Origin of the sequence: Nonomuraea sp. NPDC049158, assembly GCF_040648335.1 — a bacterium.
Lineage (GTDB): Bacteria > Actinomycetota > Actinomycetes > Streptosporangiales > Streptosporangiaceae > Nonomuraea.
In genome coordinates this window covers 131,382-154,503 of sequence record NZ_JBEZDM010000019.1, presented here as the reverse complement: position 1 = coordinate 154,503, position 23,122 = coordinate 131,382, and the positions used below count along the sequence as shown (strand labels likewise).

24 protein-coding genes and 1 pseudogene are annotated in these 23,122 nt (G+C 70.1%); 10 read left to right on the top strand and 15 right to left on the bottom strand.

Annotation, left to right across the window (positions count from 1 at the left end):
- Window positions 1-71: 71 nt before the first annotated feature.
- A complete protein-coding gene (locus tag AB0B61_RS34450; protein ID WP_358440933.1) occupies window positions 72-395 on the bottom strand; it encodes a multidrug efflux SMR transporter in 324 nt (107 codons plus the stop codon).
- 186 nt (window positions 396-581) lie between these two features.
- On the opposite strand from AB0B61_RS34450, the gene AB0B61_RS34445 reads away from it, so the two are divergent.
- Entirely contained in the window at window positions 582-1,535 is a 954-nt protein-coding gene (locus AB0B61_RS34445) for a radical SAM protein (RefSeq protein WP_358440930.1), read from the top strand.
- A 39-nt stretch (window positions 1,536-1,574) separates the two neighbouring features.
- On the top strand, window positions 1,575-2,816 hold the full coding sequence (locus tag AB0B61_RS34440) for a cytochrome P450 (protein ID WP_358440928.1): 1,242 nt from the start codon (window positions 1,575-1,577) through the stop codon (window positions 2,814-2,816).
- Between the two features lie 21 nt (window positions 2,817-2,837).
- Here AB0B61_RS34440 and AB0B61_RS34435 read toward each other — a convergent pair whose 3' ends face one another.
- Window positions 2,838-3,761: a TauD/TfdA family dioxygenase gene (locus tag AB0B61_RS34435; RefSeq protein ID WP_358440926.1), complete on the bottom strand. Its 924-nt coding sequence runs from the start codon at window positions 3,759-3,761 to the stop codon at window positions 2,838-2,840.
- A 508-nt stretch (window positions 3,762-4,269) separates the two neighbouring features.
- Here AB0B61_RS34435 and AB0B61_RS34430 point away from each other — a divergent pair.
- Complete coding sequence (locus AB0B61_RS34430) at window positions 4,270-4,626, top strand: nuclear transport factor 2 family protein (protein ID WP_358440924.1); 357 nt, start codon at window positions 4,270-4,272, stop codon at window positions 4,624-4,626.
- Between the two features lie 180 nt (window positions 4,627-4,806).
- Here the strand turns inward: AB0B61_RS34430 and AB0B61_RS34425 are convergent, their stop codons facing one another.
- Both AB0B61_RS34425 and AB0B61_RS34420 read right to left on the bottom strand, forming a co-directional pair.
- A complete protein-coding gene (locus AB0B61_RS34425; protein ID WP_358440922.1) occupies window positions 4,807-6,345 on the bottom strand; it encodes an MDR family MFS transporter in 1,539 nt (512 codons plus the stop codon).
- A gap of 6 nt (window positions 6,346-6,351) precedes the next feature.
- Window positions 6,352-6,945, bottom strand: coding sequence for an NAD(P)H-dependent oxidoreductase (locus tag AB0B61_RS34420; protein WP_358440920.1), 594 nt, complete (start codon window positions 6,943-6,945; stop codon window positions 6,352-6,354).
- A gap of 122 nt (window positions 6,946-7,067) precedes the next feature.
- Between AB0B61_RS34420 and AB0B61_RS34415 the strand changes: the two genes are divergently transcribed.
- Window positions 7,068-7,793 (top strand): TetR/AcrR family transcriptional regulator C-terminal domain-containing protein, encoded by a 726-nt coding sequence (locus tag AB0B61_RS34415; protein ID WP_358440915.1) that lies wholly within the window; start codon window positions 7,068-7,070, stop codon window positions 7,791-7,793.
- Window positions 7,794-7,818: 25 nt separating this feature from the next.
- Here AB0B61_RS34415 and AB0B61_RS34410 read toward each other — a convergent pair whose 3' ends face one another.
- From AB0B61_RS34410 to AB0B61_RS34400, 3 genes are all read right to left on the bottom strand, one after another.
- On the bottom strand, window positions 7,819-8,262 hold the full coding sequence (locus tag AB0B61_RS34410; RefSeq protein WP_358440912.1) for a cupin domain-containing protein: 444 nt from the start codon (window positions 8,260-8,262) through the stop codon (window positions 7,819-7,821).
- Window positions 8,263-8,272: 10 nt separating this feature from the next.
- Window positions 8,273-8,821: an EF-hand domain-containing protein gene (locus AB0B61_RS34405; RefSeq protein WP_358440910.1), complete on the bottom strand. Its 549-nt coding sequence runs from the start codon at window positions 8,819-8,821 to the stop codon at window positions 8,273-8,275.
- 252 nt (window positions 8,822-9,073) lie between these two features.
- Complete coding sequence (locus tag AB0B61_RS34400) at window positions 9,074-9,592, bottom strand: hypothetical protein (RefSeq protein WP_358440907.1); 519 nt, start codon at window positions 9,590-9,592, stop codon at window positions 9,074-9,076.
- 362 nt (window positions 9,593-9,954) lie between these two features.
- Between AB0B61_RS34400 and AB0B61_RS34395 the strand changes: the two genes are divergently transcribed.
- Window positions 9,955-10,734 carry a maleylpyruvate isomerase family mycothiol-dependent enzyme gene (locus AB0B61_RS34395; RefSeq protein WP_358440904.1) on the top strand — a complete coding sequence of 260 codons (780 nt, stop codon included), beginning with the start codon at window positions 9,955-9,957 and terminating at the stop codon, window positions 10,732-10,734.
- A 98-nt stretch (window positions 10,735-10,832) separates the two neighbouring features.
- On the opposite strand, the gene AB0B61_RS34390 is transcribed toward AB0B61_RS34395, so the two are convergent.
- From AB0B61_RS34390 to AB0B61_RS34370, 5 genes are all read right to left on the bottom strand, one after another.
- Complete coding sequence (locus AB0B61_RS34390) at window positions 10,833-11,021, bottom strand: hypothetical protein (protein ID WP_358440902.1); 189 nt, start codon at window positions 11,019-11,021, stop codon at window positions 10,833-10,835.
- A complete protein-coding gene (locus tag AB0B61_RS34385) occupies window positions 10,997-12,178 on the bottom strand; it encodes an Ig-like domain-containing protein (RefSeq protein WP_358440899.1) in 1,182 nt (393 codons plus the stop codon). The genes AB0B61_RS34390 and AB0B61_RS34385 overlap by 25 nt, the downstream gene beginning before the upstream one ends.
- Window positions 12,179-12,338: 160 nt before the next feature.
- Window positions 12,339-14,555 carry an ATP-dependent RecD-like DNA helicase gene (locus AB0B61_RS34380; protein ID WP_358440896.1) on the bottom strand — a complete coding sequence of 739 codons (2,217 nt, stop codon included), beginning with the start codon at window positions 14,553-14,555 and terminating at the stop codon, window positions 12,339-12,341.
- A 136-nt stretch (window positions 14,556-14,691) separates the two neighbouring features.
- On the bottom strand, window positions 14,692-15,123 hold the full coding sequence (locus tag AB0B61_RS34375) for a hypothetical protein (protein WP_358440893.1): 432 nt from the start codon (window positions 15,121-15,123) through the stop codon (window positions 14,692-14,694).
- Window positions 15,124-15,381: 258 nt separating this feature from the next.
- A complete protein-coding gene (locus tag AB0B61_RS34370; protein WP_358440890.1) occupies window positions 15,382-15,585 on the bottom strand; it encodes a hypothetical protein in 204 nt (67 codons plus the stop codon).
- Between the two features lie 243 nt (window positions 15,586-15,828).
- On the opposite strand from AB0B61_RS34370, the gene AB0B61_RS34365 reads away from it, so the two are divergent.
- The 4 genes from AB0B61_RS34365 (at window position 15,829) to AB0B61_RS34350 (ending at window position 19,856) form a co-directional block, all read left to right on the top strand.
- Window positions 15,829-16,191: a hypothetical protein gene (locus tag AB0B61_RS34365; protein WP_358440888.1), complete on the top strand. Its 363-nt coding sequence runs from the start codon at window positions 15,829-15,831 to the stop codon at window positions 16,189-16,191.
- A gap of 172 nt (window positions 16,192-16,363) precedes the next feature.
- Complete coding sequence (locus tag AB0B61_RS34360; protein ID WP_358440885.1) at window positions 16,364-17,911, top strand: hypothetical protein; 1,548 nt, start codon at window positions 16,364-16,366, stop codon at window positions 17,909-17,911.
- A gap of 18 nt (window positions 17,912-17,929) precedes the next feature.
- Window positions 17,930-19,276 (top strand): serine hydrolase domain-containing protein, encoded by a 1,347-nt coding sequence (locus AB0B61_RS34355; RefSeq protein ID WP_358440882.1) that lies wholly within the window; start codon window positions 17,930-17,932, stop codon window positions 19,274-19,276.
- A gap of 388 nt (window positions 19,277-19,664) precedes the next feature.
- Window positions 19,665-19,856, top strand: a complete 192-nt coding sequence (locus AB0B61_RS34350) for a hypothetical protein (RefSeq protein ID WP_358440879.1) — start codon at window positions 19,665-19,667, stop codon at window positions 19,854-19,856.
- Between the two features lie 262 nt (window positions 19,857-20,118).
- Here AB0B61_RS34350 and AB0B61_RS34345 read toward each other — a convergent pair.
- Together AB0B61_RS34345 and AB0B61_RS34340 are read right to left on the bottom strand one after the other, a co-directional pair.
- Window positions 20,119-20,253 (bottom strand): annotated as a pseudogene (locus AB0B61_RS34345) (ATP-binding cassette domain-containing protein); the annotation flags it as partial.
- Between the two features lie 48 nt (window positions 20,254-20,301).
- Entirely contained in the window at window positions 20,302-21,156 is an 855-nt protein-coding gene (locus AB0B61_RS34340; RefSeq protein ID WP_358440876.1) for a LysR family transcriptional regulator, read from the bottom strand.
- A gap of 70 nt (window positions 21,157-21,226) precedes the next feature.
- Between AB0B61_RS34340 and AB0B61_RS34335 the strand changes: the two genes are divergently transcribed.
- Window positions 21,227-21,946, top strand: a complete 720-nt coding sequence (locus AB0B61_RS34335) for a gamma-glutamyl-gamma-aminobutyrate hydrolase family protein (RefSeq protein ID WP_358440874.1) — start codon at window positions 21,227-21,229, stop codon at window positions 21,944-21,946.
- Here AB0B61_RS34335 and AB0B61_RS34330 read toward each other — a convergent pair.
- Entirely contained in the window at window positions 21,894-23,108 is a 1,215-nt protein-coding gene (locus AB0B61_RS34330; protein ID WP_358440872.1) for a hypothetical protein, read from the bottom strand. The two genes, AB0B61_RS34335 and AB0B61_RS34330, sit on opposite strands and share 53 nt — an antisense overlap.
- Window positions 23,109-23,122: the final 14 nt, after the last annotated feature.

The following is a 23,122-nucleotide window of genomic DNA, read 5'->3' as shown; positions in this document are numbered from 1 at the left end:
TAGATAACCCGTCTTCGGTGGCGCGAGACGTTTTCGCCGAGCTGGCAGGCGGGCGTGAGGCGGGTAGGGGGTCAGTGGGCGCCGGCGAGGTTGAGGACGATGACGCCGCCGATGATGAGCAGGATGCCGCCGATCTTGAGCGGGGTGAGGGTCTCCCCCAGGAAGGCGGCGCCGATGAGGACGATGGCGGCGGTGCCGGCGCCGGACCACACGGCGTAGGCGGTGCCGACTTCGAGCTGCGTCTTGAGGGCGCGGGCCAGCAGGACGAAGGAGATGAGGTAGCCGATGGCGACGATGGCGGCCCAGCCGAGGTGGGACAGGCCGTTGCTGAGTTTGAGCGCGGTGGTCGCGATGACCTCGGCGGCGATGGCGAACGCGAGCAGCAGCCAGGCCATGGTGAAACCCTCCCCGTGAGCGGTAGTGAGACGGCCTCGGCGTGATCGTGTGTGGTGCTGGAGGCGCCGCGGGTCGTTGCCGAGGCCATGAAGACGAGTGTCCTGAGCGAGGCGGCCTGTGTCGAACGCTGCCCGGAGAGGCGGAAGCGCTTGAAAAGGGAGTCGAATGCGTGTTCCACTGGGGCCGTGGGTTGGGACGCGCTTTCGCTTGTTGAGGCCGCAGACGATCGTCCGCTGATCGAGCGGCGGGCGGTGCTGCGTGACGGCTTCTACGAGACGCAGGCCCGCACGATGATCGAGCGGGTGCCGCAGAGCGCGGGCATCGCCCAGCGGTGGGCCGTCTCCCCCTATCGTGGCTGCGCCCATGCCTGCCGGGGTTGTGGCGCTCGGGCGGGTCATCGGCGGCTGGGGTTGGACGCGGGGCGGGATTTCGACACGCGGATCGTGGTCAAGCCCAACGCGGTGACGCGGTTGCGGGCGGAGCTGGCGCGCTGGGATGGTGAGGCGCTGGCGGTCGGGGTCAGTGGTGACTGTTACCAGCAGGCGGAGGCGACTTACCGGTTGATGCCGGGCATCGTGCAGGCGCTGGGTGAGGCGGCGGTGCCGTTCACCGTCTACACCAAGAGTCCGCTGGTGTTGCGGGATGCCGCTGTGCTGGCGCGGGCGGGGGCGCAGGTGGCGGTCTCGATCGCGTTCGTCGACGAGCGGATCCGGCGGGGTGTGGAGCCGGGCGCGGTGGGTGCGCAGGCGCGGCTGGAGCTGGTGTCGGCGCTGGTGGAGGCGGGGGTGTCGTGCCGGGTGCTGATGGCTCCGGTGCTGCCGTTGCTCAGTGACGGGGCCGATCAGCTGGCGGCGACGGTACGCCGGATCGCGGCCACGGGGGCCGGGGTGGTGGAGCCGGTGGTGTTGCGGCTGCCGCCGGGGACGCGGCAGTGGTATCTGGAGTGGCTGGGTGAGGCGCACCCGCATCTGGTGGAGCGCTATGAGGAGTTGTACGACGCGGCGGGGCTGCCGGCGGCCGATTACGAGGAGCGGATCACGGGGCAGATCGGGCAGTTGTGCCGGGTGTACGGCATGCGGTCGGGGCCGCCGGAGCCGCCGGAACGTGAGCCGCGGTTCCCGCAGCTGGCACTGGTCTGACTACTGTCAAGATTTAAGGCTGTCGCCTTAGAATCTTGGGTGTCCATCAGTCAGCAGGAGGGCGCCACCATGACCGCCGAACCCGTCTCCCGTTATCCCTTCGACCGGACCGAGGCCCTGCGGCCGCCGCAGGAGTGGGCCCAGCTGCAGGGCGGCTGCCCCGTGGCGCACGTACAGCTGCCCAGCGGCGACACCGCCGAGCTGGTGACCCGCTACGACGATGTGCGCACGCTGCTGACCGACCCGCGCTTCAGCCGCGGCGGCGCCGGGGCCGCGCGGGTGTCCACCACCGCCGACGGCGGGATCTTCGCCCGCGGCATGGCGAGCGGGAGCATGATCGCCGGGACCGGGCACCGGCGGTGGCGGCGGCTGCTGACCCCTTCGTTCACCATCCGCAAGATCGAGGGGTGGCGGCCGCGGGTGCAGCGGATGGCCGATGAGCTGGTGGACGGCATGCTGGCCGGCGGATCTCCGGCGAACCTGTCGCGCGAGCTGGGCCTGCCGCTGCCGGTGCGGGTCATCTGCGCCCTGGTGGGGGCGCCGAGTGAGGATCAGGACAAGTTCGCGCACTGGTCGCAGGTGATGCTGACGCTGACCCGCTACGAGCAGTCGGAGGTGGAGAAGGCGTATGAGGAGTTCGGGGCGTATGTGTCGGATCTGGTGGATGACAAGCGTGCGGCGCCGGGCGATGACATGCTCAGCGAGCTCACACAGATCTCCGACAGCCAGGACGGGCGGCTCAGCCATGAGGAGCTGATCGCGACCGTGCAGGCGCTGCTGCTGGCCGGGCACGAGACGACGTCGAACATGATCGGGATCATGGTGGCGATGCTGCTGTCGGAGCCGGAGCCCTACGCGGCGGTGGTCGAGGACCCGGAGCTGATCCCGGGCACGGTCGAGGAGGTCCTGCGGCTGGACACCACGCTCAGCGTGATCGGCATGCCGCGGGTGGCGACCGAGGAGGCCGACTTCGGCGGGGTGAAGGTCGGCGCGGGCACGACGCTGATCCCGTGCCGGCCCGCGGCCAACCGGGATCCGCGCAAGTTCCCCGATCCCGACCACTTCGACGCGCGCCGCGACAACGCCGGCCAGCATCTGGCGTTCGGCGCGGGGCCGCACTTCTGCCTCGGCCAGCCGCTGGCCCGGATGGAGCTGCAGGTCGTGCTCGGCACGCTGGCCCGGCGGCTGCCCGGGCTGGGGCTGCGCGATGCTCCCGGTGATCTGCGCCTGCGTACGGGGCTGCTGTCCGGGGGGCTGCAGGACGTGTGGGTCACCTGGTGACGAGCGGCCTGCCCCGGCCTCTCAGCCGGTGATGAACCACAGGCGGATGAGGTGGCGGCGATCCGGCTCGGGATGGTCCTGGTAGGCGGTGCGGCCGTGCAGGACGACGTGGTTGTTGAGCAACTGCATGTCGCCCTCGCGCAGGTCCATGGTGAGCACGAACCGGGAGTCGTGGGTCAGCCGGTCGAGCAGGTCCATCGCCTCCCCCTGCGCCGGGGTCAACGGCGGCACGCAGGCGCCGCGCTGGGCCGAGCGCATGTAGTCGGGCCCGTAGGAGATCGACACCCTGCCGTCCTGGCGTGGCGTGCACAGCGGCTTGGTGTAGAAGCTGTCGGGGCCATCGCCGGTGCGCCGGTCGTGCCACCACGGCTGGTACAGCACCTCGGCCAGGTCGGGGCGGGTCCGGACGACCTCGTTGTGCACCGCCACGGAGCTGACGAGGGCGCTGAGGCCGCCCGACCTGGCCGGGCGCAGGCACAGCAGGGCGACGACGTCGGTGGGGTCGCTGTGGAAGCCGAGCCGCCCGCTGTGCTGGTAGCTGCGGGTACGTGGCTGGGAGGGGTCGGCGCCGGTGTCTCGTACGTGCACCAGCGGCACCGGGCCGGGTCCCTGCGAGGCGATCGAGCCGATGTGGCAGCCGAGGCCGAGCCCGGCGATCTCGCGCTGCCGCTCGCTCATCTGGCCGACGGGCACCCCCTGGAGCAGGGCGAACCCGTGACCGTCCACGACCTCTTCACGCACTCGCCGCAGCAGCGGCCCGAGCGTGGGCAGCGCGAAGCCGTCCGGGGTGATCTGCCGCAGCGGCGTCCCGACCGTCTCCACCGCCCGTACGGCTTCGAGCACCTCGAGCCGATGCTCCTCGCTGAGCGGAAGCCTCCAGGTGTCGCTGTCGCGGACCTCCGCCGCCAGCCACCGGCCGGGCCCCAGCACTTGCGCGATCGCCATGGTGTCCACCTCTGCGCTCGTCGTGGTCTTGGACTCACCCTGCCGTCCTTCCTCGTGCGCGGCAGCCCCTCATCGCCCACGGCGCAACCGCTTCACCCACAGCGGAAGGGCCCACCGCTCGGGTCGGCCCGACCGGACGCAAGGTAGCTCTACGTAATTGAGGGGGGCGGGTTGCTCAGGCGTCCTCAGCGGCGGGAGACAGAATCGGCAGTGCTTCCGGGCGGGTCAGCAGTCCGGTCTCGATGATGTCCTGTGCCGTCCGCGGGTCGTAGGAGGTACGGCCAACCCTCGGATCTCCAGCGTTCACGATCTTGAAGTGGGGTGGGGTGAGGGGTCCGGGAGTGGGCGACCTTAGGAGCCTGAGGCCCGCGACCCGACCATCGACGAGCACCGCGCGGTCTACGCTGTCTCGTCAGCCTGCCGCATGACCATAGGATCTTGATCGTTCGATGAGGAGACGGCCGACAAGCCGGAGAGACGAGGCGGAATGAGGCCAGAAGCCGAGACGATGCGTGACATCGAGCGGCAGCGCCTGCGTTCGCTGGTCACCAGAGACATGGCGGCTGCGGACGTCCTGCACGCGGATGACTATCAGCTGATCACTCCGCGGGGCATTGCGCTGTCGAAGGAGGAGTACCTGGGCGACATCGCCTCTGGACACCTTCGCTACCAGGTATTCGAGGCCGTCTCGGACATCGTCGTTCGCAGCAGCGACCAGTTGGCCATTGTGCGCTACCGGGCGCGGATCGGCGTTTCCGCAGATCATGGAGACTTTCTGTTCCTGACCTGCTGGCATACCGATTGCTATGAGCTGCGCGAGGGACGCTGGCAGGCCGTGTGGTCGCAGGCAACCGCAGTGGACTGATCTTCAGACTTCGGTGAGCCGCGAGGACGAACCGAACATGGCATGCCGGTGGGGGGAACAGAACCGGGTCAGCGTCACATCTTGTGACGTTCGCCCATGTCGATTGGTCCCACGAACATTTCCCAGAACGCGCCCCTGCTCCCACCTGCGTGAGAACAGGTTGTCACAGGGCCGCCTCGCTCATGTCGCCTTTCCGGCGGACAGGCTGGCCGCCTCACCGCTCTCCCCCGGGGCTGGGGCGTGGTCGCGGAGCGGGGTTTCGCGCACGAGCCAGGACGCCGCGAAGGCGATCAGCGCGAGCACGGCGGCGCCGATGAGGACGGCGTGCAAGCCACTGGTGACGGCCTGCCGGACGGCCTCGCCAGCCAGAGCGGGCAGGCCGGGCAGCAACTGCGGCGTGAGTTCGCCGCCGGTGGTCAGCCGTTCGGCCGCCGCCGGGCCGAGGCGGGCGCTGAGATCGGCCCGCATGGTGCCCGCGTACAGGCCGCCCAGCAGCGCGATGCCCAGCGAACCGCCGATGGTGCGCAGCAGGGTGAGCGTCCCGCTGGCGGCGCCCATGTCCCGGGGGCCGGCGCTGTTCATCGTGATCAGCGTCGTACTCTGCATCACCAGCCCCATCCCGGCCCCGATGACCAGGCTGAGCGCCGAGGCCGCCGAGGCCGCAGTGCCGACGTCGAGCAGCAGCAGGGCCAGGGCCCCCGCGACCGTCAGTGCGCCGCCGAGGATCGGATAGCGGCGGTAGCGGCCGTTTCGGCTGATCAGACGGCCGGTGATCAGTTGCGCGCCGAGCATGCCGAACATCAGGGGCAGCAGCAGCATGCCGCTGGCCGCGGGCGAGGATCCCTGGACGAACTGCAGGTACTGCGGCAGGTAGGTGGTCACGCTGAGCATGATCGCGCCGACCAGGAAACTGAGGATCTGGGCGAGGGTGAAGTCGCGGTCGTGGAACAGGCGGGGCGGGATGACCGGTTCGGCGGCGCGCCGTTCGACGGCCACGAATGCGGCCAAGGCGAGAACGCCGGCCGCGGCGAGGGCGAGGATCTGGGGTGAGAACCAGGAGTAGGCGCTTCCGCCCCAGGTGCTCAGCAGGGTCAGGGCCACGATGGCGGTGGTGAGCAGGGCCGCGCCCCCGTAATCGATGCGGACTCTCACGCGCTCGATGGAGGGCAGGTGGATGCGGGTGGCGATGATCAGCAGCGCGAGCGCGCCGAGGGGCAGGTTGACGTAGAAGGTCCAGCGCCAGCTCAGGTAGTCGGTGAGCAGCCCGCCGACGAGCGGGCCGCCGACGTAGGCGATCGGCATGATGAGGCCGATCATCGACTGCAGGCGGCCGCTGTGACGTGGCGGGACGAGCACGCCGATGATGGCCAGCGCGCCGACCATCAGCCCGCCCGCGCCCAGGCCCTGGACGGCGCGGAAGGCGATGAGCTGCCCCATGTCCTGGGCCAGGCCCGACAGGGCGGAGCCGGCCTGGAAGAGCGCGATCGCGGTGACGAAGGTGGCCTTGCGGCCGTACAGGTCGCCGAGTTTGCCCCAGATCGGGGTGGTGGCCGCGCCGGCGAGCATGTAGGCGGTCACCACCCAGGGCAGGTGGTCCAGGCCGCCGAGGTCGCCCACGATCGTGGGCAGCGCGGTGCCCACGATCAGGCCGTCCAGCATCGCCAGGAACATGCCGAGCAACAGGCCGAACACCGCGAGGTAGGGCAGGCGGTCGTTCATCGGGGTTCAGGCGGCGTAGGGGCGGACGGCCTTGGCCTCGCGCAGGGCGTGCGCCCACCAGGCGAGCTGGTCGAGCATGGTCTTGGCGGCGGCGTCGGCGGCCGGATCGACGGCCTTGCCCTCCCCGTCGAACTGCTCCCAGGCCCGCTGGAAGCCGACGCCGTCGCGGATGGTGACCGCGTGCAGCTCGGCCAGCACCAGGCGCAGCTGCTCGACCGCGCGCAGCCCGGCGGAGAAGGCGCCGTAGGAGACGAAGCCGACCGGCTTGGCGTGCCATTGCCGCGAGTGCCAGTCGATGGCGTTCTTCAGCGCCGCGGGGAAGCTGTGGTTGTACTCCGGGGTGACGATGACGAAGGCGTCGGCCGCCGCCAGCCGTGGTGATACGGCCGCGAGCAGATCCTTGTCCTCCTGGGCGGCCGGCGGCTGCCCGAGCACGGGGAAAACGGTCGGCAGCGGGGTTTCGACCAGATCGACGAGGTCGGCGCTCATGTCGGCGCGCTGGGCGATGTGGTCGACGACCCAGGCGGCCACGCCCGTGCCGAATCGGCCCTCGCGGGTGCTGCCGAGGATGACCGCGATCTTCAGGGGGTTGTCGTTCATGAGAGGGTCACTTCCTTGTGTGTACGACGTATCCGAGCGAGATACAACGTACACAGCGATGTGTACGTTGTCTACTCTTGATACGTTGTATCGCACGACAAGCTGGAGGGAAGCCGCACACCATGGCCACCGAGAACGACAAGCCGCGCGCGTCACTGTGGGAGCGCCTGGAACGCCCCGCCCCCGCGCAGCGCCAGACGCTCTCCCCGCAGCGCATCGCCACGACCGCGGTCCAGATCGCCGACGCCGAAGGCCTGGAGGCCATCACCATGCGCCGCCTGGCCACCGAACTGGGCGTCGCCCCCATGGCGCCCTACCGCCACGTCTCGGGCAAGGACGACCTGCTGGAGCTGATGGTCGACCACGTCTACGCCGGCTTTCAGCTGCCCGCCGGCCAGGAGTGGCGCCAGAGCATGCGGACCCTGGCGCTGCGCACCCGTGACCTCATGCTCCGCCACCTGTGGCTGGCCCAGCTGCCCCCGCAGGCCAGGCTCTCCCTGACGCCCAACAGGATGAGCCTCGCCGAGCAGGCCCTGTCAGCGCTGGATGGCCTGGGCCTGGACGACGACGCGATGATGAGCGTCTTTCGCGCCGTGGACGCCTACGTTCACGGCGCCTTGACCGACGAGAGCGCCGTACGGACCCTCATGCACGAGCAGGGCTGGTCCGACGGCGACGAACTGCGTTCCGAACTCGCGCCGCAGATGATCTGGCACATGCGCACCGGCCGCTATCCCACCTTCAAGCGCTACCTGCACGCCGCCACCCGCAAGGACGACGCGCAGTGGCAGTTCGAAACCGGCCTCACCTTCGTCCTCAACGGCATCGCCGCCACCCTGGCCATCTGAAAGGCCCTCGGGGCGGACCCGCCGCTCAGCCGGCCCCGAGGTCGTCGGCAGGGGGCCGGCGGCTCTCCAGGTCGGGCAGCAGGATCGTGCTCTCCTGCTCGCGCGGATCGGTGCGGGCCAGGACGACTTCGGCGGGCTGGCTGTCACTGAGGTTGACCGGCATGTGCGGCATGCTCGCGGGGATGTAGATGAACTCCCCTTGGCGCGCTTGCAGGTAATGCTCCAGGTTCTCGCCGTACCAGGCGCCTACCGCGCCCTTGATGACGTAGATGGCGGTCTCGTGATGGTCGTGCTTGTGGGCCCGGCCGCTGCCCGAGGGAGGGATCGTCTGCAGGTGCATGCAGATGTTGCGCGCGCCCACGGTCTCGGCGGCGATACCGGCGAAGAACTGCAGATGCTGCTTGCCCTCGTACATCAAAGCGGAACGAATGACACGGCAGTGGCCGTCCGGCTGCGGGGGGTGCTCCACCTGTGGCTCCTCAGAGTCGGCCGAAGATCAGGTTGCCGGGCGCGCCCGGGTCGGTGCTGTCGTAGAAGTCGCGCTGCGCGGCGTGGATCTCGCCGATGTCGAGATGCCCGCTGCCGTCGGTGTCGAGCCGATCGAAGACCTCGCGCCGCTCGGCGTCGGGCAGAGCGCAGATGCCGGGGATGGCGGCGAACTCCTCATAGGAGATGCGGCCGTCGCCGTCGGTATCGCAGACGGTCAGGACGGACTCGGCGATCCGGCCGGCGGTCGCCGCGTAGCCGCTGGTGCGGAACTCCTGGCCGGCCAGGTAGGCGACGAACTCCGCGCGCGACAGGTGTCCGTCGCTGTCGTCGTCGGCACTGTGGATCAGGGCGTTCCACATGCTGGCGTAGGCGGCCACCACGTCCCTGCCTTTGGCGGAGTCGGGCGGCACGCCGAAGGCCGCCAGGAATCTCGTGGCCGCGATCTGAAAGTCGTCCCTGGTGAGCACACCGTCACCGTCGGCGTCGTACAAGGTGAATCTCTTGTCGAATTTCCGGGCGAGAACGTCGGGCACGGACATGGCGCTCCTTCGGGGAGGCGGTGAACCGGCATCCGCACTGTAACACTACTCAAAGTTATGAACAATCACTCTTTGCGATCGACGGGCGGCGGCCCTTCCGGCCCACCGCTCGGGTCGGGCCGACCGGGCGCAGGGTGGCTCTGCGTAGCGATGGCTGCTGTCCGTGTTCTCGGAAATGGTGAGCCGGAGTTGCCGTCACATCTGTTGAGAGATCGCTTGTGATCAGGCCGGTCTTGCGCTTGCGACCGGGTGCTATTCCTCGCTCTGGAGGGTCGCTCGCGGGGTGTCCGTGAGAAGTGCGGCCGCCCACAGGAACACCTTGGGATCGCCGAGGCCTGAGTCGGTGAGCCATTGAGCGGCCCGGCGCGCGTCTTGCTCGTCCTGGATCAGCCCACTGGGTCCGGGCTGGACGCCCGTGGCCTGGTGGACGTCGGTGACGAGGTTTCCGATGCAGATCCAGGTGTGCCAGCTTCCGCTGTCGAAACCGACCAGTTCGAAACCCAGTCGCCGGTGGCCGGAGTCGGGGAGGTTCTCACGCCGGGTCAGCCGTTCCGGGAGGCTGCCGGCCGAGGCGTCCCAGCCGCCGTCGGCCATATCGGCCAGCAGCCCGCGAACATCGGTGGCGGCGAATCCGACCCCGAGCACGTGCAACCCCGACCTGCCGGCCTGATCTCGGGCGACCTCAGCCTCGTGGGGACTGGCGAACCAGTCATCCCAACCACTGGCATCTACTGGCACCAGGTCCACCACGCAGCCGCTCAGCGACAGCACACAAGGACCAGGAAGGCAGCTCTCCCGCCGATCTCGCCGATCAGCGCGTGTAGCGACCCGATAGCCGGCCAGGACGTAACCCGGTTCCATGGCACCATCCCCTCTCACCTGTTCCTGCATCACCGGGTATGGCTCACCTTCTGTTCTGCGGCGCGGGAGGACAGCCGGCCAGACCTCCCGCGTTAGCTGCATAACCACCGCCGCCTTTATTTTGCCGCCCCTCCAAAGCCTGGACAATGTCCGGACAATGTCCCGCCAAGGCTTGTTCTCTTATGCTTTGGTCAGTCAACGAAAGAGATCACCCGCGAGCGCCGGGCGCGGTTCGTCCTGAACGCCGCCTACAGGCCACCTGGAGGTGCACGATGGAAACACCCGCGTATGTGAAGGCCGTTGTCGAGCAGACGAGTGCGTTCGCCGATTGGGTGCACGGCAGGGATGCGGCGGCCCCGGTGCCGACATGTCCGAAGTGGACGCTGGCCGATCTTGTCGGCCATGTCGGCGGGACACAGCGTATGGTGGCGATGCTCGTGGGCGAGCAGATGACCGAGCCGAGCAGGGCGTACGCCGGCTACGTTCCGGGTCCGACCGATTCGGGCCAGTGGCGCGCCTGGCTGAGCGACGGCACGGCCGAGGCGAGACAGGCGTTCGCATCGGTCGCCGATGACACACCGGTGTGGGATCCGTCGGGCGGCACCGCCGGCGTGCGGTTCTGGTCACGTCGGCTGTTCGGCGAGGCGTGCGTGCATCGCGCGGACGCGGCCGCGGCGCTCGGCATGCGGTACGAGTTGGCCTCGGAGCTCGCCGTTGCGGCCATCGATGACTGGCTGGAGATGATGACTTCCCGCGGCTATTGGGAGAACAGGCCGGGCTTCGCCGATGCGATGCGCGGAGGCGGTCAGATTCTGCGTTTCCACGCAACCGACGCGCCGGGGGAATGGGTGGTACGCCGGGAACCGGACATGATCGTGCTGGAGCGCGCGCACACCAAGGCGGACGTCGTGGTACGCGGCCCAGCCGTCGAGCTCCTGCTCGTGATCAGCAGGCGTCGCCCCCTGGATATGGCTCCGACGCTGGAATCGCAGGGGGATCGGGCGCTGCTCGACCACTGGATCGAACACATGGACTGGGTCACCAACGGCTGACCCCCGTTTGGCTGCCATCCATTCAGGACCACGTACGTTGCCTCGACCACGCTCACCGCGCCGCGCTGGGAGAACACGACCGTGCTCCGCAGGCGCCCTCAGTTCTCCTCAGAGGTACGGCTCGTGGCCAGGTCGGCGATCCGCGCGTCCACCTCAGCGATCTTTGTTCGGGCGCGCTCGCGCAGGTCCGGGGTGCGGTGCCCGCCGGGGCTGCGCGCCGGTTGGGCGATCAGCCCGCGGCGTTCGTAGTAGCGCGGCCTGCCTACAGGGCGCTGCCCTTCTTCCACTTGGAGAAGGGCAGCTGCCAGAAGCCCCAGCCGTTGTTCCACTCCAGGTCACGGGTGGTGCCCTTGATGTCGACGACGTCACCGCGCTGGAAGTGGTTGTAGAACCACAGGGCCTGGTCGGGGCGGGAGTTGATGCAGCCGTGGCTGACGTTGGAGCGGCCCTGGGCCCAGACGTTGTCCTTGGCGTGGACGTACTCGCCGGAGTTGGAGATCCGCACGGCGTGGTTGATCATGACGTCGTAGTAGCCGGGGTCGCCCTTCTTGCGGCCGGGCGAGATCATGCGGACCGGGTTGCCGCGCTCCATGGTCAGGTGGACGCCGGAGGTGGTGGTGTACTCGCGGGTGGTGGCCATGCCGGCGCTGATGCGCATCGTCTGCACGCGCTTGCCGTCGCGGTAGACGTACATCATGTGCTTCTTGGTGTCGACCTTGCTGATCACGCGGGCGCCGATCTTCAAGGTGGTGGCGGAGTCCTTGACGCCGTACATGCCCTTGCCGCCCTTGACGCCGGTAAGGCGGGCGTTGAAGGTCACCTTCTGGTGGGCGGGCCAGTACTTGGCGGTGCGGTAGATGACGGTGGTGTCGTTGATCCAGCGCCAGGCGCCGTCGACGGGCTTTTGCGCCTCGACCTCCAGGGCGCGTTCGACGGTGGCCTTCTCGCTGACGGGCTGGTTGAAGGTGACGATGATCGGCGCCCCCACGCCGACCGTCTCCCCCTTGGCGCTCGGCGTGACGTCGGCGACCTGCAGTTCGCGCTCGGGCTTGAGCGTCTTGAAGGTGCTGGCGGCGCTGGTCACGCCGGCCTTGGCGCTGACGTTGTAGGAGCTGGAGGGCAGCAGGGCGCCCTTGGAGACCCATTTGGTCTTGTCGGCGTTGAAGGTGCCCTCGACGCTCTTGCCGCCGCCTTCGGCCGTGACCTCTTCCAGGGTGCCGCCGGCGGCGGTCACGACGATCTTCTTGTCGGGGCTGATCTTCGAGCTGCCCTCGGCGGGTGAGATCTTGATCGTCGGCGCTTCCGGGGTCGCGGAGGTGGTCGCCTTGGCCGCGTCGGCGTTGCCCGGAGCGGGGGGAGCGCTCGAGCAGGACGCGGTCAGTGCCGCGGCCGCGAGCAGGGCCATGCCCGTGACGGGCGTCCTCCAACCGGGCTTGACGTTCAAGTCAGTCCTCTCCCCCATAACAGCAAACTCAATGTCAAAGACCTTAATGCTCCTGCATGTAAGACGCGGAGGAGTTTGGGATAGTTCGGTAACATTTAAATCACTTGTTGCTGGGAACCCCAGGTCAGCCGGGCGCAACAGGAGTAATGAGGCGAAATCCTCAGTGCTGGGCCAGGCGGTGGGTCAGGCTGGTGTGGCGCCGCCCGGCCCCCTTGGTCCGTACGGCCTGCGCCAGCGCGCGCCGGGACCCGACGATGACGACCAGCCGCTTGGCCCGGGTGATCGCGGTGTAGAGCAGGTTGCGCTGCAGCATCATCCAGGCGCTGGTGGCCAGGGGGATGACCACGGCCGGGTACTCGCTGCCCTGGGAGCGGTGGATGGAGACGGCGTAGGCGTGGGCCAGCTCGTCCAGTTCGTCGAAGGCGTAGTCGACCTGCTCGTCCTCATCGGTGGAGACGATCAGCTTCTGCTCGTCGGGACGGATGTCGACGACGATGCCGACGGTGCCGTTGAAGACCCCCGCCGCGCCTTTGTCGTAGTTGTTGCGCAGCTGGGTGACCTTGTCGCCGACGCGGAAGACGCGCCCGCCGTAGCGGCGTTCGGGCAGGTCCTCGCGCGAGGGGGTCAGGGCCTCCTGCAGCGCGATGTTGAGCGCGCCGGCCCCGGCGGCGCCGCGGTGCATGGGGGCCAGCACCTGGATGTCGCGGCGGGCGTTGAGGCCGAACTTGCGCGGGATGCGCCGGGCCACCACATCGACCGTCAGCGCCGCGATCTCCTCCGGTTCCTCGCACGGGAACAGGAAGAAGTCCGTCATGCCCTCCAGCTTCGGGTGCAGGCCGGTGTTGACGCGGTGGGCGTTGACCACCACGCCCGACTCCTGCGCCTGGCGGAAGATCTGCGTCAGCCGTACGCGGGGGATGTCCTCGGCGGCCAGCAGGTCCTTCAGCACCTCACCCGCGCCGACCGAGGGCAGCTGGTCCACATCCCCCACGAACAGCAGGTGCGTGCCGGGCGCGACCGCCTTGACGAGCTTGTTGGCCAGCAGCAGGTCGAGCATGGAGGCCTCGTCGACGACGACCAGGTCGGCGTCCAGGGGGTTGTCGCGGTCGAAGGTGGCATCCCCGCCGGGCCGCAGCTGCAGCAGCCGGTGAACGGTGGTCGCCTCATGGCCGGTCAGCTCGGCGAGCCTTTTGGCGGCCCGGCCGGTGGGCGCGGCCAGGATCACCTTGGCCCGTCTGGCGCGGGCCAGCGTCACGATGGAGCGCACGGTGAAGCTCTTGCCGCAGCCCGGCCCGCCGGTCAGCACCGCGACCTTCTCCGTCAGCGCCAGCCGTACGGCCTGGCGCTGCTCGGCGGCCAGCTCCGCGCCGCTCTGGCCGCGCAGCCACTGCTCGGCCCGCTCCCAGTCGACCTCGGCGAAGGCGGCCAGCCGGTCATGGCCGCCGCGCAGCAGCGACAGCAGCGCCGAGGCAAGCGACAGCTCGGCCCGGTGGAAGGGCACCAGGTAGACCGCCGGCACGATGGTGTCGCCGGCCGGGATCTGCTCGCGTACCACGCCCTCCTCGGCGACCAGCTCCTCCAGGCAGCCGGCGACCAGGTCGGCGGGCACCTCCAGGATCTTGACGGCGTCGCCGACGAGGTTGGGCGCGGGCAGGTAGCAGTGGCCGTCGTCGGCCGCCTGGGACAGGGTGTAGCGCAGCCCGGCCTTGACGCGTTCGGGGCTGTCGTGCGGGATGCCGACCGCCTGGGCGATGGTGTCGGCGGTCTTGAAGCCGATGCCCCACACGTCGTCGGCCAGCTGGTACGGGCGGCTCTTGACCACGGAGATGGAGCTCTCGCCGTACTGCTTGAAGATGCGCACCGCGATCGAGGTGGACACGCCGACACCCTGAAGGAAGATCATCACCTCTTTGATGATCTTCTGTTCCTCCCAGGCGGCGGCGATCAGCTTGGTCCGCTTGGGTCCCAGGCCCGGCACTTCGACCAGTCGCTCGGGCGTCTGCTCGATCACCTCGAGGGTGTCGGTGCCGAAGTGGTCGACGATCCTTTCGGCCATCTTCGGGCCGATGCCCTTGATCAGGCCGGAGCCCAGGTAGCGGCGGATGCCCTGGATGGTGGCCGGCAGCACGGTGGTGTAGGACCAGACCTCGAACTGCTTGCCGTACTTGGGGTGGGAGGTCCAGCGGCCGCTCAGCCGCAGCGACTCCCCCACCTGCGCGCCCAGCAGCGGTCCCACCACCGTCAGCAGTTCGGCGCCCGACCGCTCGGTCGCCACCCGCGCGATCGAGTAGCCGCTCTCCTCGTTCGGGCCGTAGGTGAAGCGTTCGAGCACGGCGTCGAGGTGGGTGGCGGGGAGATTGGCTGGACCTTGCTTCACCGAAGAAGTCTCTCCCTGTCCCTGGGCGTTCTCCGGCCCAAGAATAGGGCAAGGGACGGGTGGCCTCGTGCCTGTGCGGGCATAGGGGCCGCGCGTCGCGACGCCTATGCCCAAGGATCCTCTTCAGGGACGGGAACTAGGGAGCCGGGTCTCCTGGCTTTTCTCCCTTGCAGGTGGTGGAGAATATCTTTCCGGTCTTGAGGTTGACGCACCTTGTGCAGGAGGTGCCGGCGTCGTCGAGATCTCCCTTGCAGAGGATTCCCTCTTGCTTCGGTTTCTCGGGCGCCTTTCCTGGCGAGCCCATGTTCCCCGGGGATCCCGAGCTCTTGTCCTCGCAGTAACTACGCGTGTATCCGCCCTTCTTCGACTTGCACCACAGGCACTTCTTGTACTTTCCTTCCAGCCATTTGCACGGCTTGCCGGTGCTTGCCGAAGTGCAGTGGGTGAGCGAGGTGGATGCGGCGGCGTTGCCGAGCGCGCGGGCCTTGTCAGGCTGGGCCAGTGCGGCGGCCGAAGGGACGATGGCGGTCGCCACCAGGGCCCCGGTAACGAATATTTCTTTGAGCACGAGACCACCCCCATTGTGTGTCTCTCGCTTGCTCCTCCATCGTGACATGGCGCGCGCGGCAATAGTCAAGACGTGCATCAAGATTTATTGAGCGGCGGCCGGGCCCTTTTTCCGGAACATGAAACATTTGATGTGGATTTCTTGCGGGGGTGCTGGGGATGTTGACCGGCGCATTTTGGTCTCGACGCGTATATTATTTATTCCACTACTATCGCTGTTGGCGATGGCTTGACCGTTGATGCGCATCTACTGCTCTCATCAGGCGACGCGCCGGAAGACGACGACCGCCCGGTAGCCGGTGCCGTGCTCCGTGTCGGACTCGGCCTCCGCGCTGATGACGTCCAGTTCGGAGTCGGGGCCGAAGAAGTCCAGGGCCTGGGTCCTGGCCTTCTCCCTGATCTCGTCCGGTGTCGTCCCGCTGACGGTGACGCGCAGCGTGAGCGGGAACCGTATGTCACTCATGGCGGCCTTCTTTCGCAGAGGAGTGATCACTTTTGAGCGTAACATCAGGCCATCGCCGACATGCAGGCATGTGGCTGCATGTTGATGGTCCGCATCTCGAACATGATTACCCATCGACACTCACGGTAGTGGTATGGATACTCTTCGTGTAGGCCCTGGCTCCCGGATCACCCCACTTCGACCGCGGGTTCGTGCTGCCCGCGGGCGGAGCGGGGTGATCAAGGGAACAACGTTAGGAGAGCGATGCACAAGAAGTCCCTCGCCCTGGCCGTCCTCCTCACCGGCGTCTGCGTGGCGACAGCCACCGTCGTCACCGCAGCCAACGCCACCACCGCACCCGCGGTCCAGGCCCACCACGCCTCCGCGCTGCCGCCCGGATACCAGCTGGTGACGCTGCCCAACGCGAACGTGCCCAACTTCCAGCGCCGTACCCTCTACTGCCCCGGCGCCAAGAAGGTCCTGGGCGGAGGCGCCGAGGCCCGCGGCAACGGGGCGATCCTCGTCGGCTCCTTCCCCACCGATGACGGGCGCGGCTGGATCGCCCTGGGCCGCCAGATCGGCTACAACGACGTCGGCATCAGCGTCTTCGCCATCTGCGCCGACTGACCTCCCGCACCACCCGGCCCCGGTCGCTCGCCGACCGGGGCCGTCCTCATGCCCGCCCATCCGCACGTCCGCAGGGGAAATGTCCGTGCAGGCGCCTTCGACCGCACGCCCGCACGGGCGTGAGAACATCTGGGCCTTCCAGCCGCGCCCGCCGCCCTGTAGGAAGCCATGCATGAGCGATGACGTACGCGTCACCATCGAAGCGGTCCCCCGCGCCGGGCTGAGCGCCGGGCGACTGCGCGAGGCCGTGGCGGCCCACCCCGGCGTCCTGTCCGCGCTGGAGGTCGCCGACGCCGACGGGCTGATCATCGGCCAGGCTCCGGCGCTCGGCCACGACCCGGGCCAGAACGCCCCCTTCCGCGCCACCGTCTTCGACCCGGCGGGCAATCGCGCCGTCGAGCTGCGCGGCACCCTGGACCGGCCGGAGCACGCCGAGATCCGGCCCAGCGCCCACCGGCCGCCGCCCAGCCACGACGAGCTGCTCGCGGCCGCCGACGTCCTGCGCGCCGACCCCCACTTCCCGGCGGGCGACAACGTGATCGTCTACCGGCCCATGCCGCCCCTGGCCGACCTGGAGAACCCCGACGGCACCACCGTGCGCCGTCCCACCCTGGGCATCTACACCCCCGGCGAGCCCACCGGGGTACGCCACCGCATCGTCGCCGTCGACACCGCCGCCCGCACCGTCGACTGGACCCCGGCGGGCATCGACGTGCGCATGCACCACGACTGCGAGCACACCGTGCCCGAAGGCGTCACCCCCCTGGCCGACCACGGCGGTCCCGACCAGGTGCGGGTACGCGTCCTGCGCGGCGCCAGCGAGCTGTGGAACCTGCTGGTCGTGCGGCCGCGCGCCTCGGCCCCGCAGAACCCGGGCGCCGGATCGGGCGTGGAGTTGCGCGAGGTGCGCTACCGGGGCCGGCTGGTGCTGCGCCAGGCGCACGTACCCGTCCTGAACGTCGAATACGAGCAGGGCACCACCTTCCGTGACGACGCCTCCTCCGAGACCCGCTTCTCGGCCACCGGCACCGACCCGGTCGGATGGGGCTGGCGGCTGTGCGACAGCCCGCCGCGTACCATCCTGGAACGGCCCGACACCGACGCCGGCGGCTTCCAGGGCGTCGCCTTCCACCACGACGGCGAGGAGCTGCGCATCGTCAGCGAGCTGCAGGCCGGCTGGTACCGCTACGCCAGCGACTGGCGGCTCGGCGACGACGGCACCATCAGGCCCCGCTTCGGCTTCGCCGCCACCGCCAACCCGATGACCTGCATGGTGCACCGCCACCACGCCTACTGGCGCTTCGACTTCGACATCGAAGGCTCCGCCAACGACATCGTCGAGCAGATCGACCAGGGGCCGATCAGCCCCGAGCCGGTACCGATCGTCCGCGAGACCACCCGCCGCCGCGCCCCCGGCCGCTACTGGCAGGTACGCGACAAGTCCTCAGGGCGCGGCTACCAGATCCATCCCGGGCCCTTCGACGACACCGCCGACGCCTACGGGGTGTCGGACCTGTGGTTCCTGCGCCAGCGTGCCACCGAGCTCGACGACGGCAACCCCGGCCCGCGCGACCGGGCCGCCATCGGGCGCTTCCTCAACAGCGAGAGCATCGACGCCACCAACGTCGTCGTCTGGTACGCCGGCCACTACTACCACGACCAAGCCCACCCTCAGCCACACCAGGGCGAGCTGATCGGGCCGGAACTGCTGCCCATCTGAGCACTAGGCTTGGCGCCCATGAGTCAGGTGGGTGAGACGACGGCGCGGGCGCTGCTGCGCAGGCTGGCCGTCGAACAGGCCGAGTGCAGGGTGCCGTCACTGACGGCCGCGATCGTACGGGAGGGGAGGCTGGCCTGGTTCGGCGCTCGCGGCTTCACCGGCCCCGGCGCCGACGGCGGGCCGCCCCCCACCGACGGCACCCAATACCGGCTCGGCTCGATCACCAAGAGCATGGTCGCCGTCGTCGTCATGCGGCTGCGTGACGAAGGCCGCCTCGACCTGCTCGACCCCCTGGCCAAACACCTGCCCGGCACTCCGTTCGGCGAGGTGAGCATCGCCCAGCTGCTCTCCCACACCGCCGGCCTGACCGCCGAACCGCCCACCGGCTGGTGGGAACGCACCCCCGGCCTGCCGCCCGACCAGCTGCTCGCCCTGCTCGGGCCGCAGCACGCCAAGCACCGGCCCGGCCGCCGCTTCCACTACTCCAACATCGGCTACGGCCTGCTCGGCGAGCTGATCGCCCGGCTGCGCGGCATGCCCTGGCTGCGCGCCGTCCAGCAGGAGGTCCTCCAGCCGCTCGGCCTGTCGGCCACCACCGAACGGCCGCGCGCCCCGCACGCCACCGGCTACGCCGTCCACCCGTGGGCCGACGTGGTGCTGGCCGAACCCGAACACGACCACGCCGCCATGGGGCCCGCCGGTCAGCTGTGGTCCACGACCGCCGACCTGGCCCGCTGGGCGGCCTTCGTCGCCGGCGACACCGGCGGCGTCCTGTCCCCCGCCACCCTGGCCGAGATGCGCGAGCCCGCCACCGTCGACGACGGCGACGCCTGGACCTCCGGCTACGGGCTCGGCCTGCAGCTGACCCGGCACGCCGGACGCCGCCTGGCCGGCCACACCGGGTCCATGCCCGGCTTCCTGGCCACCGTGTGGGCCGACCCGGCCGACCAGGTGGGCGTGCTGTTCCTGGCCAACACCACCAGCGGCCTCAGCTACACCCTGACCACCGACCTGCTGGACATCCTCGACGAACACGAACCCCGCCTGCCGCAGCAGTGGCGGCCCTCCTCCGCCGACCCCGCGCTGCTGGCGCTGACCGGGCTGTGGCACTGGGGCCCCAAGCCGTACGGGCTGCGGCTGCTGCCTGACGGCGGGCTGGCGCTGACGCCGGTGGGCGGGGCGGGGCGGGCCTCCCGGTTCGTGCCGCAGGACGACGGGACCTGGCTGGGGCTCGACGGCTACTACGCCGGTGAGACGCTGCGGGTGGGGGCCGATCACCTCGACATCAACACCTTCGTCTTCACCCGCGAGCCGTACGACCCGCAGGCGCCCGTCCCGGGCGGCGTGACGGACTGGCACGCCTGACCGCTTCCACGCTTGACGGCTTCCCACGCTTGACCGCTTTCCACGCCCGCGCGGGCGGACGCTCCAGCTCGTTCGGCCCGCCCGGAGGGCCGCACGGGCGGGTGCACGGGCGGGTGCACGGACCGGGGCCGTCCGGAAGGTCCTCACGGACCGGGGCGGACCGGACAGTCCGCCCAATCGAGGCCGCCCGGATGGTCCGCCCGCCCGGGGCGGCTTGGACGGTCCCCTCGCCCGGACGGTCTACCCGCCCGGACGGTCTGCCCGATCGAGACCGCCCCCGATGGTCCGCCCACCCGGGGCCGCCCCTCCTGGGAGGCGGTCAAGCGGGCGGGTTCGTGCCCGGAGCCGCCGCGGTGAGGTGACGGTGGGTGGCAGCATGGTGCTGTGCGTGTGGCAATCTTGGGGCCGCTGGAAGTCGAGGCCGCCGCCATCGGCGGCGCCCGGCTGCGCCTGCTGCTGGTACGTCTGGCGCTGGCGGCCGGGCGCACCCGTCACCGTCGAGGAGCTGGCCGAGGCGCTGTGGCCCGACGAGCGGCCCGCCGATCCCGCGCCAAGCCCCCCGGGTCAAGCCCGTCTGTGACCATTGACATCCAATGACCGAGGAACGGCGACCGGCTAACGTACACGCGAAGACGGGCTTGACCCTCCGGTCTCGCCATGCTGTTGCTGTAGCGGGACGACGCAGACGGAATGATCAGGCCAGGGTGCGGCGTGGCTACGTCGTAGGCGTGGCCGTTCAAGGTCCGTGCGTCGGGCAGCATCACTCATTCGACCTAGCTAGCTCAGCCCCAGGTCAAGAGGCATATTGAGCCGTTCCCCGCGTATCGGTAGAGTCACAATTCCGTGGTGGTCTTGCCGGCGCCGTTGGGGCCCAGCACGCCCAGGACGGTGCCCCGGCGGGCCGATAGGTTGATGCCGGCCAGGGCGGTGGTCGTGCCGAAGCGTTTGACCAGCCCTTCGGCTTCGAATGCGTTCATGACCGCCATCGTGGGCGGCGGCGCTGACAGCTCGCGCACAGATCGCTGTCACGGTGACAGGCGTGCCGCCAGGTCGGCGGCGGGGCCCGGCGGCAGGGTGGCGTGCAGCAGTTCGACGCGGTGCACCAGGCGGGGAGCCACCAGCGGCACACCGCGGCCGGCGGAGGCGGGCAGCAGCGTCAGGCCGTGGCCGGCGGCGACCAGGTTGAGCACGGTGTGCACGTCGTCGCCGGTGTAGTCGAGCGCGGGCCGGAAGCCGTCGCCCAGCAGGTCGCGCAGCCGCTCCAGCGGGCACAACGTCGTCTGCAGCCAGTGCGCGTCGACCAGGTCGGCCAGCCGCAGCCCCGCCCGGCCCGCCAGGGGGTGGTCGCCGGGCAGCGCCACGACCAGGCCCTCCTCGGCCACGCCCACCGTGGTCATCGGGCCGACCTCGGGCAGGCGCAGCGGGTCGTTCGGCGCGGTGATCCCGTCGACCAGGCCCGCCTCGGCCCTGCCGTCCGCCACCTGCCTGGCCACCTCGTCCCTGCCGCAGGTGCGTACCGTCACCCGCAGCCGCGGCTGCGCCGCCCGCGCGGCCGCCAGTCGCAGGGCCAGGACCGAGTTGAGCGCCAGGGGCGTGGCGGCCAGGGTCAGGCGGTGGGCGGGCAGTGCGGCGGTGCGCAGCACGTCGGCTCGCGCGGCGCGGATGCGCAGCAGCAGCGGCCCGGCGTGCTCCAGCAGGCGCAGGCCGGCCTCGGTGGGCGCGACCGGGCGGCGGTGCAGCAGCGGCAGGCCCAGGTCGGTTTCCAGCGCGGCGATCTGCTGGGAGATGGCCGACTGGGTGTAGCCGAGCTGCTCGGCCGCCGCTGAGAAGGAGCCCGCCTCGGTGACGGTCACGAACGTACGCAGCAGATGAGGGTCCATCAGTGTTTCTTATAGCATGTGCAGATATCATCGTTGGTGCTTAAGCGGTGGTCCGCCGCACCATGGAGGCATGAAAATCGCCCTGGTCGGAGACCGCTCGCCCAGCGTGCGCGCGCACGCCCGCATCCCGCTGATCATCCAGGCGCTGCGTGAGCGTGACGGCATCGCGCTCGACCCGTACTGGATCCCCTCCACCGACGCCCACGACGACGCCCTCGAACGCTTCGACGGCATCTGGATCGTGCCCGGCAGCCCGTACCTCAGTGAGGAAGGCGTGATCAGCGCCGCGCGCACCGCGCGCGAGCGCGGCATCCCCGTGCTGGGCACCTGCGGCGGCTTTCAGCACATGCTGCTGGAGTACGCGCGTGGCGTGTGCGGGCTCGACGTGGCGCACGCTGAGAACGAGCCGGACGCGCGTGAGTTCCTGCTGCTGCCGCTGGAGTGCTCCCTGGCCGGCCATGAGGGCCTGGTACGGCTGAGGCCCGGCTCGCTGATCGAGCAGATCATCGGCTCCTCCATCACCATGGAGGCCTACAGCTGCTCCTACGGCCTCAACGAGGCGTACAAGCACAAGCTCGTCGAGCACGGGCTGGTCTTCTCCGGGCACGCCGACGACGGCATGGTGCGGGTGGCCGAGCTGCCCGGCCACCCGTTCTACCTGGCCACGTTGTTCCAGCCGGAGCTGTCCGGCGACGGCAGCCGCCCGCACCCGGTCATCTCCGCCTTCGCCGCCGCGGTCAGCCGTACGACGGCTCGGCGTGCCGTACCTCACGCAGGCCGGGCAGGGTGATGGCGCCCAGCCGCGCGCCGGTGCGCGGCTCCAGGCGCAGGACCTGCTCCCCCGCGCCGGCCAGCAGTTCGCCGTTCAGCCAGGCCAGGCCGTGTGCCTGGCCGGGCAGGTCCCATGCGCCGGCGGGGGCCAGGCTCTCGCCGTCGGCCGACAGCAGCCGCTTGCCCGCCGCCAGATAGGCGCGGCCATCCGCCGCCACCGCGTACGCCTCGCCGTCGCCCAGCCGGCCCAGCAGGGCACTGCGCTTGATCGTCAGGTCGTCGGTGGAGGCGACCACGGCCCGGCCGGTGGAGGCGTCGAAGACGTACAGCCGCCGGGCCTGGGTGTCCAGCGCCATCGCGTGGGCCAGTGGCGGGCCGAGGCCGAACGGTTCGGGCAGGTCCAGGCAGTAGGCCCAGCGCTGGTCCAGGCTGAGGACGTGGACGAAGGCGTGCACGCCGGGGCTCAGGTCGTGGCCGGCGATCAGGTCGCGGGTGTGCAGGTGTTCGTCCTGGTGGGTGTAGAGGGTGTAGAGGGTGGCCAGGTCCGGGTCGTGGACGGCCTGGCGGCCCTTGCCGCGCATCTCCTCCTCCTTCGACAGCGGCACGGGCTGCTTGGCGCGGGTCAGCAGCGGCGTCATCCGGCCGGTGGCCAGGTCGTACATGCGGACGCGGTAGCGGTCGGGGTGTTCGGGCGGCAGGTGGTCCAGGACGTACATGACCTGGCCGTCGCCGGAGAAGGCCTCCGGTTCGATGTTGCCCTCCAGCCGCAGCGTCCGGTTGCCGGCGGCGCCGGTCAGGGTGATGGTGGTACGGCTGCGGGGGCCGGGTTCGGGGCCGATGGCGACGACCCGGCCGGAGACGGCCTTGATGCGCCGGCCCGGGGCGCCGGCCAGGTCGCGCTGCTCGAGGAGGTGGCCCGTGGCGGCGTCGTAGGTGCGCAGCCGGTCGTGGTCGGTCTGATAGAGGCGCAGCCAGCGGGGGCCGGGCACCGCGCCGGGGTAGGTGGCCGTCACCGCGCCGGTGGACAGCTCGACCAGGGACAGCCCGGCGGCGGTCTCGGCGAGCAGCCTGCCGCGCGGGGCGGGGGGCGCCGCCTTGAGGGGCGGCTGGGTGGTGGCGCAGGCCGATACGGTGGCCGCCGCGCCGAGCGCCAGGGCTTGGCGTCTGGTGATGGTGCTCACGTCTTTCCTACACC

Bases quoted from the DNA above. Each gene is read 5' to 3' on its own strand.
- AB0B61_RS34395 (WP_358440904.1), top strand. From the start codon at position 9,955: ATGGAAACACCCGCGTATGTGAAGGCCGTTGTCGAGCAGACGAGTGCG.
- AB0B61_RS34405 (WP_358440910.1), bottom strand. From the start codon at position 8,821: ATGTCCGTGCCCGACGTTCTCGCCCGGAAATTCGACAAGAGATTCACC.
- AB0B61_RS34365 (WP_358440888.1), top strand. From the start codon at position 15,829: ATGCACAAGAAGTCCCTCGCCCTGGCCGTCCTCCTCACCGGCGTCTGC.
- AB0B61_RS34420 (WP_358440920.1), bottom strand. From the start codon at position 6,945: ATGAACGACAACCCCCTGAAGATCGCGGTCATCCTCGGCAGCACCCGC.
- AB0B61_RS34335 (WP_358440874.1), top strand. From the start codon at position 21,227: ATGAAAATCGCCCTGGTCGGAGACCGCTCGCCCAGCGTGCGCGCGCAC.
- AB0B61_RS34370 (WP_358440890.1), bottom strand. From the start codon at position 15,585: ATGAGTGACATACGGTTCCCGCTCACGCTGCGCGTCACCGTCAGCGGG.
- AB0B61_RS34415 (WP_358440915.1), top strand. From the start codon at position 7,068: ATGGCCACCGAGAACGACAAGCCGCGCGCGTCACTGTGGGAGCGCCTG.
- AB0B61_RS34450 (WP_358440933.1), bottom strand. From the start codon at position 395: ATGGCCTGGCTGCTGCTCGCGTTCGCCATCGCCGCCGAGGTCATCGCG.
- AB0B61_RS34340 (WP_358440876.1), bottom strand. From the start codon at position 21,156: ATGGACCCTCATCTGCTGCGTACGTTCGTGACCGTCACCGAGGCGGGC.
- AB0B61_RS34430 (WP_358440924.1), top strand. From the start codon at position 4,270: ATGCGTGACATCGAGCGGCAGCGCCTGCGTTCGCTGGTCACCAGAGAC.
- AB0B61_RS34425 (WP_358440922.1), bottom strand. From the start codon at position 6,345: ATGAACGACCGCCTGCCCTACCTCGCGGTGTTCGGCCTGTTGCTCGGC.
- AB0B61_RS34360 (WP_358440885.1), top strand. From the start codon at position 16,364: ATGAGCGATGACGTACGCGTCACCATCGAAGCGGTCCCCCGCGCCGGG.
- AB0B61_RS34435 (WP_358440926.1), bottom strand. From the start codon at position 3,761: ATGGCGATCGCGCAAGTGCTGGGGCCCGGCCGGTGGCTGGCGGCGGAG.
- AB0B61_RS34355 (WP_358440882.1), top strand. From the start codon at position 17,930: ATGAGTCAGGTGGGTGAGACGACGGCGCGGGCGCTGCTGCGCAGGCTG.